The sequence below is a fragment of the Streptosporangium sp. OZ121 genome, assembly GCF_051918885.1.
Classification (GTDB): domain Bacteria; phylum Actinomycetota; class Actinomycetes; order Streptosporangiales; family Streptosporangiaceae; genus Streptosporangium.
Map to the genome: position 1 here is coordinate 273,119 of NZ_JBPXMC010000004.1, position 14,675 is coordinate 287,793.

Below are 14,675 nucleotides of genomic sequence, written 5' to 3' on the forward strand. Positions count from 1 at the left end.
TGATGTTTCCGCAGTTGGTGACACGGTTGACATCTGCGCTGGGCTCGGTAGTTTGCTGCCCAGTCCAGCACGGGACTGGCCGGTCGGCCGCCTTTCGACATCGCCGTCTCCTGCGCCCGTGACGGGGGATCACCCCGTCCGTACAGCCAGGCGCAGGGCCGGCAGTCCGTCGAGGCGGGGCACTCCTTCCGGGCGGGGGGTTGGACCCAGGAGGGGTCCGGGCACCCAGTAGACAACGGCAATCCGCGCTCGCCGCCGACGGGACGGAACCGGTCCGAAGGGTCGCCCGGGCCCTCTTCCCGCTCCCGTGCGAGCGCCGCAAGCGTCGGGGCGGTCCGGGGTGTCGAAAGGACACCCCGGACCGCCCCGTTGCCGCGTCTGGGGCCGCTTATGGCAGTTTTTGTCGGATTTATCGTGCTTTAGTGTTGTTTCTGATTGATATGGTGCAGGGCTTTTGGGGGCGTGCCCGCCGGGCGGTAGCGTTCCGGCTAGGAAGACCGGCTGGGAAGACCAGGCGCCACCCGCCCGCACGACATCGCAAGGAGCCCCGCCCGTGGTGCAGGACAAGACGGCCGTCCCGGTACCGGACAGGCCCTCGGCGGGCGATCCCGCGAACGGTTCGGCGGCCGATCCTGTGAACGTCTCCGTGGGCGATCCCGTGGACGGTTCGGATGCAGGTCCCGCGCGGGTTCCGGCGGCCGGCCCGGTGAGCGGTCCGGCGGGCGGTCTCGCGGACCGTTCGGCGGCCGGGGCCGCGGACGGCCCGCCCGGCGCGGAGGGCTCGCCCGGAGCGGAGGACCCGTCCCCCCTCTCGCGCCTGGCGCTGCCCGCCCGCGTCGCGGGCGCGGTGGCCGGCGGCCTGCTGATGTTCCTCGCCTTCCCGCCGCTCGGGCTGTGGTTCCTCGCGCCGCCCGGCATGACCCTGGCGGTCCTGGCGGTCCGCGGCACCCGTCCGCGCCGGGGCGCGTGGCTCGGGCTCCTGGCCGGGTCCGCCCTGCTGCTGCCCGGCCTGCACTGGGTGAGCCCGATCGGCGCCGACGCCTGGCTGGGCCTGGTCGCGATGGAGAGCGTCTTCTACGCCGCCTGGGGGGCGGGGGCCGCCCTGGTGACCCGGTTGCCCCTGTGGCCGTTGTGGAGCGCCGCGCTCTGGGTGGCGGCCGAGTGGGCGCGGGGCCAGTTCCCCTTCGGCGGATTTCCCTGGGCGCGGGTGGCCTTCAGCCAGGGGGAGTCGGTCTTCACCCCGTACGCCGCGCTCGGCGGGGCGCCGCTGGTGAGTTTCGCGGTGGCCCTGTGCGGCGGCCTGCTCGCCCTGGCGGCGGTGCGCTCGTTGCCCGCCCTCCGCTCGATCGCGGCCTCCCGCCCGATCGCGTCCTCGGGCCCGCCCGCCTCTCCCGGCCCCCGCCCCGGCAGGGGAGCGCGCCGGGGACGGGCGCTGGCCCTGCCGCTGGCGCTGCCGCTCGCCGGGGCGCTCGCCGTGCCGGCCGGGGCCCTCGCCGTTCCCCGGTACGGCGACGAGGGCAGGAGCGTGACCGTCGGCGTCATCCAGGGCAACGTCCCCGGCCGGGGCATGCACCCGCTGGGCGACGAGCCCGCCGTGGTCCTCGGCAACCACACCCGGATGCTCCACCAGATGGCGCGGGACGTCAGGGAGGGCAGGACACCCCGCCCCGACCTGGTCGTGCTCCCGGAGAACTCCACCGACATCGACCCGCTGAGCAACGAGTTCGCCCGGAACGAGATCGACGCGGCGGTCAAGGACGTCGGGGTGCCCGTCCTGGTCGGCGCCGTGGTCAGGATCGGCGAGAGCAACCGGGCGACCCGCAGCATCGTCTGGGACCCGGTCACCGGTCCCGGCGCCTACTACGACAAGCAGCAGCTGGTCCCCTTCGGGGAGTTCACCCCGCTCAAGGGTCTCATGCTGGCCCTGTTCGAGCGGGCCTCCCTGGTCGGCAGGCAGTCGGTGGCGGGCACCCGCGACGGCGATCTCAGGCTGGGCCCGGTGACCGTCGGGGCGATCAACTGCTACGAGGTGGCCTTCGACGGCATCGTGGGCGACACCGCCAGGACGGGTGCCACGCCGCTGGTGGTGCAGACCAACAACGCCACCTACGCCCTGACCAACCTGCCGCCCCAGCAGCTCGCCATGTCCCAGCTGCGGGCCGTGGAGCACAATCGAGCGGTGATCACTTCCGCGATCACCGGCATATCGGCGTATGTGACCCCGAGCGGTTCGATCGCCTGGCGGACCGGTGAGCTGGTGCCGGCCATGAACGTGCTGACCGTTCCGGTCAGGACCGCGCAGACCATCGCCACCCGGGTGGGCGCGCTGCCCGAATGGGCCCTGATACTTGTGGGTGCGGGTGCGGTGGCCGCCGCCTGGCGGCGCAGGAGGCCCGGCGTGGGGCACTCCGTGAACCGGGAGGATGATCAGCAGGTGGGAGACGCGTGATGGAGCGGATGCTTGGTCGGGTGCTCGTCATCGTCCCGACGTACAACGAGCGGGAGAACCTGCCGCTGATCACCCGGCGGCTGCGCGAGGCCGTGCCCGAGGCCCACCTCCTGATCGCGGACGACGACAGCCCCGACGGCACGGGGGCGATCGCCGACAAGCTGGCGGCCGACGACGACCACGTCCACGTGCTGCACCGGCCGGCCAAGCAGGGGCTGGGCGCCGCCTACATCGCGGGCTTCCGCTGGGGCCTGGGGGAGGGCTTCGGCGTCCTCGTGGAGATAGACGCCGACGGCTCCCACCAGCCGGAGGAGCTGCCCAAGCTGCTGAACGCGCTGGCCAAGGGGGCCGACCTGGCGATCGGGTCCCGCTGGGTGCCCGGCGGCAAGGTCGTCAACTGGCCGGCCTCGCGGGAGTTCCTGTCGCGCGGCGCCAACATCTACACCCGGCTCGTGCTCGGCCTCCCGGTCAGGGACGCCACCGCGGGCTTCCGCGCCTACCGCGCCTCGGCCCTGGAGAGGATCAGCCTGGACGACGTCGAGTCGCGGGGCTACTGCTTCCAGGTGGACCTGACCCTGCGTACGGCCGTCTGCGGGATGCGCGTCAAGGAGGTGCCCATCACCTTCGTGGAGCGCACCGTCGGGGCCAGCAAGATGAGCCGCGGCATCGTGGTCGAGGCCCTGTGGCGGATCACGGTGTGGGGCGTCACCGGCCTGCCCGCCCGCCTGCGCCGCCGCCGCGATCGCAGGCGCGATCGCCGCCGCTGACCTTCGCGGCTTCGCGGTCCCGCGTCCGCTCGGACGCCGCGAACCGCCCGGAAGGCCCAGGACTTGCCCGGGACCGCTCCGGGCGGGGCTCCGAGGTCCCGCGCGGGCCGTCCTTGGGGGGCTCCCGCGAGGCCGCCGAACCCCCAGGGAATGCGATCCTGAGAGTCCGCTGAGGACGCCGTCCACGCTGAGCGAACGCGGAACGCGCCGCCGCTCCGGGACGTTGTTCATGTCGTACGGCTGTCGCACGAGTTGAGGCGAAAATGCGCATTCTGCTGTTCCTGACCTTCCTCGTGGTGCCGATCCTCGAGATATTGGTGCTCATCCAGGTCGGCCAGGTCATCGGCGGGTGGCCGACGGTGGCCCTCCTGCTCGCCGACAGCCTGCTCGGCGCCTGGATCGTGCGCCGCGAGGGCCGCCGGGCCTGGCGCAATCTCCAGGGCGCGCTGCAGAGCGGCCGGATGCCCGACCGCGAGCTCGCCGACGGCGGGCTGGTCCTCGTGGGCGGCACGCTGCTGCTCACCCCGGGGTTCCTCACCGACATCCTCGGCTTCCTGTGCCTGCTGCCGTTCACCCGGCCGATGGTCCGCAGGCTCGGATCCTGGTTCTTCGCCCGCCGGGTCCGCACCCTCGTCGCCAGGAACGCGGCGGGCGCCGGGCTCGGCTCGCCGTTCGGCGGCCCGGGATCTCCCTTCGACGTGCTGCGCGACGCGGGGAGGCCCCCGGGCTCGGGGCCGGTCGTCCACGGCGAGGTCGTCCGCGACGAGCCGGGGGGCACGGGGGCGCCGGGTGGCGCCGGAGACTCCGGCCGGGGTCTCACCGATCGCTGAGCGCGGCCAGGCGTCGCAGCGAGAACCGGAACAGGGCCGCGTTCAGCGGCTTGATCACCTGCCAGCCGAGCCGCCCGGCCGCGCCGAACGGCACGTCGAGCTCCTCCTCCCAGACGATCGTGCTGCCGCCGCCCTCGCGGGGCAGCACGCGGAAGACCCCGGTGCCGCGCACCGGCCATCCGGTGTGCCGGACCCCCACGCGCCTCGGCGGGTCCCACTCTGTGATCTCCATGGTGTCGAGGAACCCGGCCGGCCCCAGCCCGGTGAAGGCCTCCAGGCGGCTCCCGACGCTGTGGCCGTTCCCGGCGGTCACGCGCGCCCGGGTCAGGACCATCCACTCGTCGTGTCTCGGCCAGTTGGTGAGCACGGCGAACACCCGTTCCGGCGGGGTGTGCGCGTCCACCGAGACGCTGATGCGGGAACTGGTCATGCCTGGATCCTTCCCCCGCGACCGGCGGCCGACCCTCGGGCGTCGCCGTGTCCGTGAGATCCTGCCGTGGACGTTGACAGGAAAATCCTATTTTTCTACCTTTTAAGTCGGAATTTCGCGTGATTCGGAATCGTGAGGGCGTGACGGCGCGACACGCGCCGCGGCGAGCCCGGGGCGGTCCGCGGCCGCGAGAACGGGGAGAGGGGCGGTTTCGCACATGACCGCGTTCGCGCAGGGAACCGGCCTGGTCGAGGTCAGGCCGGTCGGCTGGGACGACGCGGCGGCCGTGGCGCTCCGGCGGGCCATGACGGAGGAGATGGACGCCCGCTACGCCGACCTGCTCGCCGTCGCCGGCCTCATACCCAGCGGCATGAACGTCGAGCCGGAGACCGTCGCCTACACCGGGGTCGCCTACGCGGCGGAGGGCGTCGCGGTCGGCCACGTGGCGCTGCGCCGGCTCGGTGACGACATGGAGCTCAAGCGGATGTTCGTGACCCCGTCCCACCGGGGCACCCGCGTGGCGCGGGCCCTGCTGGCCGCCGCCGAGGACGCGGCCCGCGCGCTGGGCGCGCCCCGGGTCGTCCTGCAGACCGGTCCCCGCCAGCCGGACGCGGTGCGGATGTACGAGCGGGAGGGCTACACCCCCGTCCCCGTCTTCCCTCCCTACGACCGGCTCCCCGGCTCCCTCTGCTTCGAGAAGCTCCTCTGAGGCGGGCTTCGCACGCCGGGGACGGGACGCTCCGGTGGATCTCCCGTCGCCGGGAGCCGGGCCCCCGCCGGTCCCCGGACACGGGTTCGCCGGCCCGGCCGAGGGGACGGCCGGACCGGCGAGGTGCTCGCGGGCGTCCCTCTAGGACGGGGACGCCGCGTGCTCGGGACTGTCGACGTAGATCTGACCGAAGTCGATCGCCGGGGTGAATCCGGCGAAGTTGCGCTGGACCTCGGCCCTCTCCGCCGCGTTCGGGTTCGGGTTGGTGCAGCTCGTGCCCGCGCTCGCGCCGGACATCAGGTCCGTGCACCGGCCGGTACGCCGGTCGGGCAGGCCCAGGATGTGGCCGATCTCGTGGGCGGCGATGCGCAGCGGGTTGTGGCCCTGCGCGGTCGCCTGCCGTCCCATCCACACCGTTCCGCGCCCCAGACCGGTGGGCTGCGCACGGGGCCAGCCGTTGTCGGCGAGCACCACGAAGTCCGCGGGGCTGCCGGCCACCAGTCGTACGTTCGAGACGCTGGAGTTCCAGATCTGGGCCGCCTGGTCGACGACGGACCGGAACTCCGCGGCCCTGCTCGCGTCGTATCTGAGCACGCGAACCGCCGCGGTGCGGGCGTCCGCCGTGTGGGCGGGCGCCGCCTGGGCGGGGGTGACCGTCACCAGGAAGGCCAGCCCCAGGATGAGGGCGACGCCGAAGCGAATGATCCTTGACATTTCTAGCCGGCCTCCTCGGCCATCGGGGGGTTGCTCACGGGGAGCAGCTGGTGAGGAGGCGAGATCAGCCGGTGACGAGCGTCAGCCCGTACGCCGAGAGGATCTCGTTGACCGGCTGGTGGTAGGTCGTGCCGCCGACGCTGCAGTTGCCGGAGCCGCCTGAGGTGACACCCTGGGCCTGGCTGCCGGAGATGAACGAGCCGCCGGAGTCGCCGGGCTGGGCGCACGCGCTGGTGCGGGTCAGGCCGCTCACCGTGCCCTGCGAGTACCTCACGCTGGCGTTGTGCTGCTGGATGACGCCGCAGCGCCAGCCGGTGGTGGAGCCGGAGCGGCAGATCGAGGCGCCGACCGAGGCCTGGGTGGAGCCGCGCACGGTGACGTTGGCGCCGCCGGAACCGCGGACGTAGGGGGTCATGGTGTGGCCGGGGGTGGAGACCCAGGCGTAGTCGTTGCCGGGGAACGACGAGCCGTAGAAGGTGCCGGAAGGGCTGCTGGTGGTGGCTCCCGCCCTGCCGCAGTGGCCGGCGGTCACGAAGCCGGGGGCGCTGCCCCGGCGCGCGGAGAAGCCGATGCTGCAGCGGCTGCCGCCGATGTAGTAGGCGTTGCCGCCGATGATGTTGATGAAGGCCTGGGGCTGCTCGGTGGAGGGCACCACCTTCACGACGCCCTTGTCGGCGCCCGCGGCGGCGGCGAGGGCCTCACCCGCGGCCTGGCTGCCGGCGAGGATCACGACGCTGTTGGTCGTGACGTCGACGTACCAGAGGGACGCGCCGGCCTTCGCCTCCGCCGACGCCCCGTCGAGCTTGGCCTTGACGGCCTCGAGGCTGGCGAGGGAACGGCCGACGATCACGGGCTGCGCGCCCTTGGCCCTGATGGCGCCCGCGTCGGCGGCGTCGGTGGTCGCCACGGAGAGCTGGGAGGCGTCACCGTTGAGCCAGGCGCCGGCGTACTCGGCGCCGAGCTCCTGGGTCAGGGCGGCCTCGGAGGCGGCCGCGCGGTGCTCGTTGGCCAGGCGCTGGACGGCCTGCTCGGCGGTGAGGCCGAGGTCGCGCTGGAGGGCCTCGATCATCGTTGCGGGAGGCTGGGCAGGGGGGGCGGATGCTGCGACGGCGGGCGCCACGGTGGCGACCAGGTACAGGGCCACGGTAGCGGCGCCGGTCAGGAGGGTACCTCGACGTAACATGAACACTCCTTGTGAGGGGTGATGTCAAGGTATGGGGGAGAGGCCCGCGGAGGGATCTCCCAAAGAATCCCTATCGCGATGTTATGGGGACCTTGATGGCTTTCTGGGGCGATGACCAGCGAGGGCGCGGCGACCTGTGCGAGGACCGCGGACGCCTGCCTCCCGGCGGCGGTGATGTGACCGAAACGGCCGAGGAATATGGCCGAAACGGCGGGTGGGTGATCGACGATCGCGTGGTTTTCCCCCTCGCGCGGCCGGGGGGAACTCTGGAAGACTGGTCGCCGCGCCCTCGGCGCACGGGTGCCGACTTTTGACAGCGATCAAACGGAGCAGCGTCGATGACTTGTTCTGGACATCCAGAACTCGCGAGGATGGGTCGCTGCGTCGCACGTGCGCCCGCCCGCGGGGAGGGCGCCCTCGCGGGATCCGTTCCGTGTCCTCCCCGGACGCGCCCCGCGCGGACCGTCGTCCCGGCCCCCCACCGTCCGGCCGTCGCGGTCCGGATGTCACAGAAGGACACGTGTCATGACTGACGAAGCCGCCGCCGAAGACGGGAGCGAGGAGACGGCGACGCTGCCGCGCCGCGTCGACGCGCTCCGGTGCCCGCACACCGAGCCCGGCGAGCGCCGCTGCGTCCTGCCGCCCGGCCACGAGCTGGACCACGTCTACCCGCACAAGAAGGCTCCCGCGCTGTGCGCGGGTGAGTGACGGACCGGCCGCCCGCCGGCCGTTCCCGCTTCCGGCCCCGTGGACAGGCCCGCCGGTGCGGGGGAGATCCCCTCAGCGGACGCCGGCCGCCTCGCCGTCGAGCAGCCCGGACACCCTCCCGGCCAGGGCCTGGCCGGGAGAGTGTCAGGTCAGCGTCCGGTCAGTGCCCGGGGCCGTGGTCGTCGAACAGGGACGGCTCGCGCCGCCGGTTCGGCCGCGCGTGGGGTTCCATCGGCCCGGCGGGCCGGCGGTCGTCGCCCGCGCGGTCGCGCCGCAGCTGCGACCGGAGCTCCGCGTCCTCGCGCAGCTCCTGCTCGGAGGGGGACAGGAAGATGGCCAGGAGCAGTCCGAGGGTGAGCAGGCTGATCCCGACGAGCAGGGGCAGCATGAAGTCCATCCCCTGTGCCCCGCTCGCCGGCGCGGCGTCGTCGTGCGCACCGACGCCGACGGCGAACATGCCGGTGTAGTGCATTCCATTCACCGCGAGCCCCATCAGCAGGGCGGCGCCGGTGGTGGCGAGCGCCCCGCGCACGCGCAGGCTGAACCAGAGCGCCACCGTCGCCGCGACCACGGCGATGAGCACAGACAACCCGACCAGGATGGGGTCGTAGCTCACGGGCGCGGACATGTTCATGGCGGCCATGCCCAGGTAGTGCATCCCGGCCACGCCCAGGCCGGTGAGCAGCCCGCCGCCGACGAGCGCGCCGGTGCTGTTCTCCCTGCGCGAGACCAGGAAAAGGCCGGCGCCGACGACGACGACCGCGAGCAGCGCGGACGCGACGGTCAGCGGTACGTCGTAGCGGATCGACGCGCCCCGCACGTCGAAGCCCATCATCGCGATGAAGTGCATCACCCAGATGCCGGTCCCGCCGATGGACAGGGCCGCGCCGCCGAGCCAGAGCGCGCGCGAGCCGTCCTCCGCCCCGCGTGCCCGCGCGGCGAGCAGCAGCCCCAGCAGGCAGCCGATGCTCGACATGATGTACGAGGCCGCCGGTGTGACGAACCCGTAGGCGAAATGGTCGATGGCAGGCATGGCGGACTCCTGGCGGACGGGAGAGGGGTGGAACGTGCCAAAGGGAGGTCGGGTCTGACGGCGTGCGGGATCGGTCGTGGGGTGGCCCGGACTGCGATTGGTTGACCGACCAATCACTGCGAGGGGTGCTCACCATACAGTTCCGTGGTTCCGAATGGCCATAATGGGGTGATTAAGAATGTCTAAAACGATCACTCGGTGACTGTTCCGCTCACGTGAAGTGAACATTCCAGGAGAGGAGGAGGGCCGATGATCAGGCTCACCGGTCAAGGACGGAAGACGCCGCCGCCCCCGGTATGGCCGGAGGACCGCTACGAGGTCGTCTGCGAGCGTGACGAGCCGCACGGGAGCACCCGCGACCGCTACCACTTCCCCCGGCACGCGGTGCACTCGGCTCGCGACCTGGAGACGGCCGGGCTCGCCAGGAGGGTGCGCGTGGTCAGGCTGTCCGACGGAGTGGTGATCTACGACCGTGTCGACGGCGTCGACCTGCCCGCCGACGAATGGTGATCCACCGGCTCCCCGGAGAAGGGCGGGGGAGCCGGGTCAATCCCCCGGGCGGGGGTAGGGGTTCTGGATGGACGCCGATGCGCCACCCGCGCCGGCCGCCCTGGGTGGTGCCGTGAGTGTCGAGGAGTGGTCGTGGAAGGATCCATGTCATCTGCACCGCGAACGGACGGGAATCGCGGGAACGGCAGGATGAGGCCCTACGAAGGACGCGCGAGAATGCTCGCGGGACTGGCCGAGGCCAGCCACATGAGCGCGATGGAGGATCTACCGGCCATCGCCGAGGAGCACGCCGCCCACGCCGGGCTGTACGACGTGCTGATCTACCTGGCCGACCTGCAGCAGGACGTGCTGCGCCCGCTGACCGGCCTTGGCGCCGGACAGGAGACGGAGCGGGAGAAGGGCGAGCTGCGGATCGACGGGACGCTGGCCGGCCGGGCCTTCCAGGAGGTGCGCGTCCTGTCCAGGCCACCCCTGGACGACGAACCGGGCCGTTGGTGGGTGCCGCTGCTCGACGGCACCGAACGCCTCGGGATACTGCGCGTCAGCCTCCGGCCGCGGACGGACGGGAAACGGGCCCAGGAGGACATGAGGCATCTCGCGTCCATGATCGCGTTGCTGCTGGTGAGCAAGCACTCCCAGAGCGACTCCTACGCCCGGCTGGTACGGACCCGGCCGATGAACGTCGCCGCCGAGATGCAGTGGAACCTGCTGCCGTCGCTCACCTTCGCCACCGAGAAGGTGGTGATCGGCGCCGCACTCGAACCGGCCTACGAGCTCGGTGGCGACGCCTTCGACTACGCGCTGGCCGGCGATTCCGTCCACCTGGCCATCTTCGACGCGATGGGCCATGACGCGTCCGCGGGGCTGACCGCGAACCTCGCGGTGGCCGCCTGCCGCAACCGCCGCCGCCAGGGCGCCGACCTCATCGAGGTCAGCGAGGGGATCGAGGAGGTGCTGATCGAGGAGTTCGGCCTGGGCAACCGCTTCGCCACGGGGATCCTGGCCGACCTGGACATGCATACCGGCGTGTTCACCTGGGTCAACCGCGGGCACCACCCCCCGGTGGTGATCAGGAGGGGGCGCTGGGTCGCCACCCTGCAGTGCCCGCCCGCTCACCCGATGGGTCTCGGCCTGGGGCTGGCCGTGACCCCGTGCAGGGAGCAGCTGGAGCCCGGCGACCGCGTGCTCCTCTACACCGACGGCATGACCGAGGCCCGTAACCGGCTGGGGCAGGAGTTCGGCCTGGAGCGCTTCGTCGACTTCATCATCCGCCGCAACGCCGACGGCCTTCCCGTACCGGAGACCCTGCGCCGCCTGGTCCGCAGCGTGCTGGAGTATCACGACGGGAGGCTGCAGGACGACGCGACCGTCCTGCTGGTGGAGTGGCGGGGCGGAGCCCAGGGGAAACTGCGCCTCTGAGCCGGGCGCCGCAAAGGCCGTGCCGCCCGTGCCGCCCGTGCCGGCCGCGGGGCACGGGGCGCCGGGGTCAGGGCGCGGACAATCCCGGAGAGTAGGGGCTCTCGCCGTCCCGGATCGCCGCGAGCATCCGGGCCGCGTACGCCCGTACGGCCTCGTGCAGGCCGTGACCGAAACTCACGCGGGCCACCCCGAGGTCCGCCAGCTCGCCGAGCGACGGCGTGCCGGGGCGGAACAGGATGTTGATCGGCCCGCCGATGCCCTCGACCAGCGCGCGGACGGCCCCCGCCTCGGCCGCGAAGATCGGATAGACGCAGTCGGCGCCCGCCTCCAGGTAGCGGCGGCCCCGCCGCACCGATTCGGCCAGCCTCTCCTCGGCGCTCCCCGTACCGTGGATGTAGGTGTCGACCCGGGCGTTGATCACCAGGTCCACGCCCGCGGCGGTCGCGGCGGCCCTGACGGCGCTGAGGAGGGCGGCCTGCTCGTCGACGTCGGCCATCGCCCCGGTGCGGGGGTCGGAGTCCTCCAGGTTGCAGCCGGACGCCCCCGCGGCGACCAGCCGCTCGACCAGCTCAGCGGGCTCCAGCCCGTAGCCGCGCTCCATGTCGGCGGTGACGGGCAGGCCGACCGAGCGGCTGATCCTGGCGATCGCGGCCAGCATCTCCCCGACGGGCGTCTCCTCGCCGTCGTCGTACCCGAGCACCGGGGCGATCGCGGCGCTGCCGGTGGCGATCACCGGGAAGCCCGCCGCCTCGACGGCGCGGGCCGACGCGGCGTCCCAGACGTTGGGCACCACCAGCGGACGGCCGGGTACGTGCAGCGCCCGCAGCGCCGAGGCCTTCCCGCGGGCCTTCGATGCGGTGCCGCCGGTGTTCTCGCTGGTAGAAGTGGTCATGGGAGCGACCCTAGGGGGAGAGCGGACCGATCTTAAGAGCCAATTCCGCACCAATCGATTGGGCCACTTCCCCTCGGGCCCGCCGCCGGGGAGGAGCCGGACGCCCTTCTCCCCTCGGGCCCGCCGCCGGGGAGGAGCCGGACGCCCTTCCACGGCCGGGACGGCCCTCCGGGAGCGGGGAAGCGCGGACCCCCGGCCCTGGTGGGGGCCGGGGGTCCGTGACTCTCCGAATCGGTCAGGCGCTCTTGCGGCGCTGGGCGCGTAGAATCGCCAGGCGCTCGTTGAGCACCTCCTCCAGGTCCTCGATCGTGCGGCGCTCCAGCAGCATGTCCCAGTGCGTCCGTGGGGGCTTGGCCTTCTTTGCCTCCGGCAGCTCGCCGTCCACCCGGAGGGCGGTCGCGCCGCACATGCGGCACTCCCAGGTCGCCGGGATCTCGGCTTCAGCGGCAAGCGGAACGTCGAATCGATGACCCTTCGGGCAGGTGTAGGACACCTCCTGGCGCGGGGCCAGATCGGTGTTGCGGTCGTTCTCGTAGCTGGTCGCCCCGAGTCTGGTGCCGCGTAGCGCACGCTCGCCCATGTCTGAATGCCTCCTGAGGGCCCCGTCGTGAGGGGTTCGTCTCCCACGGCGTACAACGCTTGATACCGTGTGTGGATTCCCACAGACAGGGTGATCCAATCGCACGTTCTTGACCCGGTCTGCGAAGGGCCCTCTTTTCCGGGGTTTCTCAGATGCGTTCCGGCACCTGGTTTCCGGCCGCTCTGATGGCCTTGGGCAGGTCGATGAGGGCGAGCAGCACGAAACCGAGCACGAAGAAGATCACCAAAGAGATGATGCCCAGGCGATAGCTGTCGGTCAGCTGGAGCGCCAGGCCGAGGGTGAACGAGCCGAGGAACGTCGAGCCCTTGTCGCTGATCTCGTACAGGCTGTAGTACTCCGCCTCCTTGCCCTTCGGGATCACGTGGGAGAACAGCGATCGCGACAGGGCCTGGGTCCCGCCCATCACGATCGCGATGGCGAACGCCAGCGCGAAGAAGGGCAGCTTCGCGCCCGTGGGCAGGAAGTAGGCCACGGCCACCACGGCGATCCAGGCGATCAGCGCGACCATCACCACCCGCTTGGCCCCGTAGGAGGCGGCGAGCCGGCCGAGCAGCAGGGCGCCGAAGAAGGCCACGAACTGCACCATCAGGATCGCCTGGATCCGCACGTCCTGGGCCAGCCCGAGCTCCTTGTCGGCGTAGGTGGCCGAGAAGGAGATGACGGTCTGCACGCCGTCGTTGTAGATCAGGTAGGCGACCAGGAAGCCCAGGGTCAGCGGATAGCGCCGCAGCTCCCTGATCGTGCGGCCCAGCTGGCGGAAGCTGCCCGTCACGGCCTGGGCGGCCGTCTCGGCGCCGGGGGCGAGCGCCCGCCGGTTGCGCAGCCGCAGCAGTGGGATGATCGTGAACCCGCCCCACCACAGGCCCGCGGACGACAGGGCGATGCGCACGGCGTCACCCTCGGTGACGCCGAAGGACTCGTGGTAGAGGAAGAGCACCAGATGGAGGGCGAGCAGCAGGCCGCCGCCGAGGTAGCCGAAACCCCACCCCCTGGCGGAGACCTTGTCACGCTCGTCCGCCGTGGCGATCTCCGGCAGGAACGAGTTGTAGATCACGAACGCGGCGGCGAAGGCGACGCTGGACACCAGGAACAGCGCGCCGCCCAGCAGGTAACGCCCGTCGGCGACGAACCAGAAGCAGACGGTAGCACCGGCGCCGAGGTAGGCGAACAGGCCGAGAAGCTCCTTCTTGCGGCCGGTGTGGTCGGCCAGCGCGCCCACGACGGGCATCAGGATGATCTGCAGGATGGCCGCGAAGCCCACCACGAAGGAGTAGTAGGCGCTGGGCCGCACGTCGAACCCGATCACGTCCACGTACGGGCGTCCCTGGGCGGCGGTCTCCGCGATCGTCGTCAGGTACGGGCCGAGGAAGACCGTCAGGATGGTGGTGGGGAAGGCGGAGTTCGCCCAGTCGTAGAAGTACCAGCCGCGTTGCTCGCGGCGCCGGGACTGGGGGGAGTCCTCGACGGCCTGTTCGGAGGTCATGAGCGGTCCTCGGTCTGTCGGGGGGCGGGGGGGAAAATCGGGGAATCGGGGAATCGGGGAAGGAGCGGGAAACGGGCGGGGGGACTCGTGCCCGCGCGGCCTACGCGGCGAGACGACCTGGATACCACTGGCCGCGGGCCTCCAGCACGTCGCGCAGCCCCGAGATGTTGTCGGTCATCAGGCCGTCCACACCGAGGTCGAGCAGGCGTTCCATCACCCCGGTGTGGTTGACGGTCCACACGTGGATCTGCATGCCGAGCGCGTGGGCCGTGCGGATCAGGGCGGGCGTGGTGATCCGCAGGCCGCGGAAGCCCACCGGCACCTGCGCGCACGGCACCCCGGCGCGGGCCAGGCGGGCGAGCAGGCGGCCGTACCCGGAGGTGGTGGCGGCGGCGCGCAGGGTCGCCACGCCGCGCGGGCCCAGCGAGGAGCACACCTCGCGGCCGATCGCGGCGCGGGCCCTGGCGAGCCGCTCCTCGGAGAAGGAGGTGAGGCAGATCCGGTCGTGGGAGGCGGTCCTGCCGATCGCCCTGGCGAGCGGCGCGATGGCCGCCGACTCCTTGACGTCGATGTTGAAGCGCGCCTCGGGCCACGAGCCCAGCAGGTCCTCCATCAGCGGGATCTCGTCCACGCCGCCGATCCGCGCCTCGCGCACCAGCCGGTACGGCAGCTCGGCGATCCGGCCCCGGCGGTCGGTCACCCGGTCCAGGGTGTGGTCGTGGAAGGCCAGCAGCACCCCGTCGGCGGTGGCGTGCGCGTCGGTCTCCAGATAGGTGTAACCGAGTCCGACGGCCCGCTCGAAGGCGGGGAAGGTGTTCTCCCTGCCCTCGGCGGCTCCACCCCGGTGGGCGAAGGGCAGGGGGCCGGGATGGTCGAGGAAGGGGTAACGGCGTTGCACGTGCAGGAGTATGCCCCCTGCGAGCTGGACGCGTCATCGCGGGCGGGTG

General features: G+C 72.2%; 15 protein-coding genes. 7 read left to right on the forward strand and 8 right to left on the reverse strand.

What is annotated here, in order from left to right; all coding sequences use genetic code 11:
• The first annotated feature begins 553 nt into the window (after window positions 1-553).
• The 3 genes from lnt (at window position 554) to ACTOQ1_RS11175 (ending at window position 4,046) form a co-directional block, all read left to right on the forward strand.
• Window positions 554-2,449 carry an apolipoprotein N-acyltransferase gene (gene lnt / locus ACTOQ1_RS11165; protein WP_440066221.1) on the forward strand — a complete coding sequence of 632 codons (1,896 nt, stop codon included), beginning with the start codon at window positions 554-556 and terminating at the stop codon, window positions 2,447-2,449.
• Window positions 2,449-3,216 carry a polyprenol monophosphomannose synthase gene (locus ACTOQ1_RS11170; protein WP_440066223.1) on the forward strand — a complete coding sequence of 256 codons (768 nt, stop codon included), beginning with the start codon at window positions 2,449-2,451 and terminating at the stop codon, window positions 3,214-3,216. Before lnt ends, ACTOQ1_RS11170 begins: the two co-directional genes overlap by 1 nt.
• A gap of 263 nt (window positions 3,217-3,479) precedes the next feature.
• Window positions 3,480-4,046 carry an FxsA family protein gene (locus ACTOQ1_RS11175; protein ID WP_440066225.1) on the forward strand — a complete coding sequence of 189 codons (567 nt, stop codon included), beginning with the start codon at window positions 3,480-3,482 and terminating at the stop codon, window positions 4,044-4,046.
• Here the strand turns inward: ACTOQ1_RS11175 and ACTOQ1_RS11180 are convergent.
• The gene (locus tag ACTOQ1_RS11180) at window positions 4,033-4,476 is read right to left on the reverse strand and encodes an SRPBCC family protein (protein ID WP_440066227.1); all 444 of its coding nucleotides are present in this window, start codon (window positions 4,474-4,476) and stop codon (window positions 4,033-4,035) included. The genes ACTOQ1_RS11175 and ACTOQ1_RS11180 overlap by 14 nt on opposite strands.
• A 217-nt stretch (window positions 4,477-4,693) precedes the next feature.
• Here ACTOQ1_RS11180 and ACTOQ1_RS11185 point away from each other — a divergent pair, with 217 nt between their 5' ends.
• Window positions 4,694-5,185: a GNAT family N-acetyltransferase gene (locus ACTOQ1_RS11185; protein WP_440066229.1), complete on the forward strand. Its 492-nt coding sequence runs from the start codon at window positions 4,694-4,696 to the stop codon at window positions 5,183-5,185.
• Window positions 5,186-5,326: 141 nt separating this feature from the next.
• Here ACTOQ1_RS11185 and ACTOQ1_RS11190 read toward each other — a convergent pair whose 3' ends face one another.
• The gene (locus ACTOQ1_RS11190; RefSeq protein ID WP_440066231.1) at window positions 5,327-5,899 is read right to left on the reverse strand and encodes a snapalysin family zinc-dependent metalloprotease; all 573 of its coding nucleotides are present in this window, start codon (window positions 5,897-5,899) and stop codon (window positions 5,327-5,329) included.
• Window positions 5,900-5,963: 64 nt separating this feature from the next.
• The gene (locus ACTOQ1_RS11195) at window positions 5,964-7,082 is read right to left on the reverse strand and encodes a S1 family peptidase (RefSeq protein WP_440066233.1); all 1,119 of its coding nucleotides are present in this window, start codon (window positions 7,080-7,082) and stop codon (window positions 5,964-5,966) included.
• A gap of 525 nt (window positions 7,083-7,607) precedes the next feature.
• Here ACTOQ1_RS11195 and ACTOQ1_RS11200 point away from each other — a divergent pair.
• Window positions 7,608-7,790: a hypothetical protein gene (locus ACTOQ1_RS11200; protein WP_440066234.1), complete on the forward strand. Its 183-nt coding sequence runs from the start codon at window positions 7,608-7,610 to the stop codon at window positions 7,788-7,790.
• 160 nt (window positions 7,791-7,950) lie between these two features.
• Here ACTOQ1_RS11200 and ACTOQ1_RS11205 read toward each other — a convergent pair whose 3' ends face one another.
• A complete protein-coding gene (locus ACTOQ1_RS11205) occupies window positions 7,951-8,823 on the reverse strand; it encodes an MHYT domain-containing protein (RefSeq protein WP_440066236.1) in 873 nt (290 codons plus the stop codon).
• A gap of 249 nt (window positions 8,824-9,072) precedes the next feature.
• Here ACTOQ1_RS11205 and ACTOQ1_RS11210 point away from each other — a divergent pair, with 249 nt between their 5' ends.
• Both ACTOQ1_RS11210 and ACTOQ1_RS11215 read left to right on the forward strand, forming a co-directional pair.
• Window positions 9,073-9,333, forward strand: coding sequence for a hypothetical protein (locus ACTOQ1_RS11210; protein WP_440066237.1), 261 nt, complete (start codon window positions 9,073-9,075; stop codon window positions 9,331-9,333).
• Between the two features lie 216 nt (window positions 9,334-9,549).
• Window positions 9,550-10,752 carry a PP2C family protein-serine/threonine phosphatase gene (locus ACTOQ1_RS11215; protein ID WP_440066239.1) on the forward strand — a complete coding sequence of 401 codons (1,203 nt, stop codon included), beginning with the start codon at window positions 9,550-9,552 and terminating at the stop codon, window positions 10,750-10,752.
• Between the two features lie 67 nt (window positions 10,753-10,819).
• On the opposite strand, the gene ACTOQ1_RS11220 is transcribed toward ACTOQ1_RS11215, so the two are convergent.
• The 4 genes from ACTOQ1_RS11220 to ACTOQ1_RS11235 all read right to left on the reverse strand — a co-directional run bounded on the left by ACTOQ1_RS11220 (window position 10,820) and on the right by ACTOQ1_RS11235 (window position 14,626).
• Window positions 10,820-11,644 (reverse strand): isocitrate lyase/PEP mutase family protein, encoded by an 825-nt coding sequence (locus ACTOQ1_RS11220; RefSeq protein ID WP_440066240.1) that lies wholly within the window; start codon window positions 11,642-11,644, stop codon window positions 10,820-10,822.
• A gap of 235 nt (window positions 11,645-11,879) precedes the next feature.
• Window positions 11,880-12,224, reverse strand: a complete 345-nt coding sequence (locus ACTOQ1_RS11225) for an RNA polymerase-binding protein RbpA (protein ID WP_089205581.1) — start codon at window positions 12,222-12,224, stop codon at window positions 11,880-11,882.
• Between the two features lie 148 nt (window positions 12,225-12,372).
• Window positions 12,373-13,728 (reverse strand): MFS transporter, encoded by a 1,356-nt coding sequence (locus tag ACTOQ1_RS11230; protein ID WP_440066242.1) that lies wholly within the window; start codon window positions 13,726-13,728, stop codon window positions 12,373-12,375.
• A gap of 100 nt (window positions 13,729-13,828) precedes the next feature.
• Complete coding sequence (locus tag ACTOQ1_RS11235) at window positions 13,829-14,626, reverse strand: glycerophosphodiester phosphodiesterase (protein WP_440066244.1); 798 nt, start codon at window positions 14,624-14,626, stop codon at window positions 13,829-13,831.
• Window positions 14,627-14,675 lie beyond the last annotated feature (49 nt).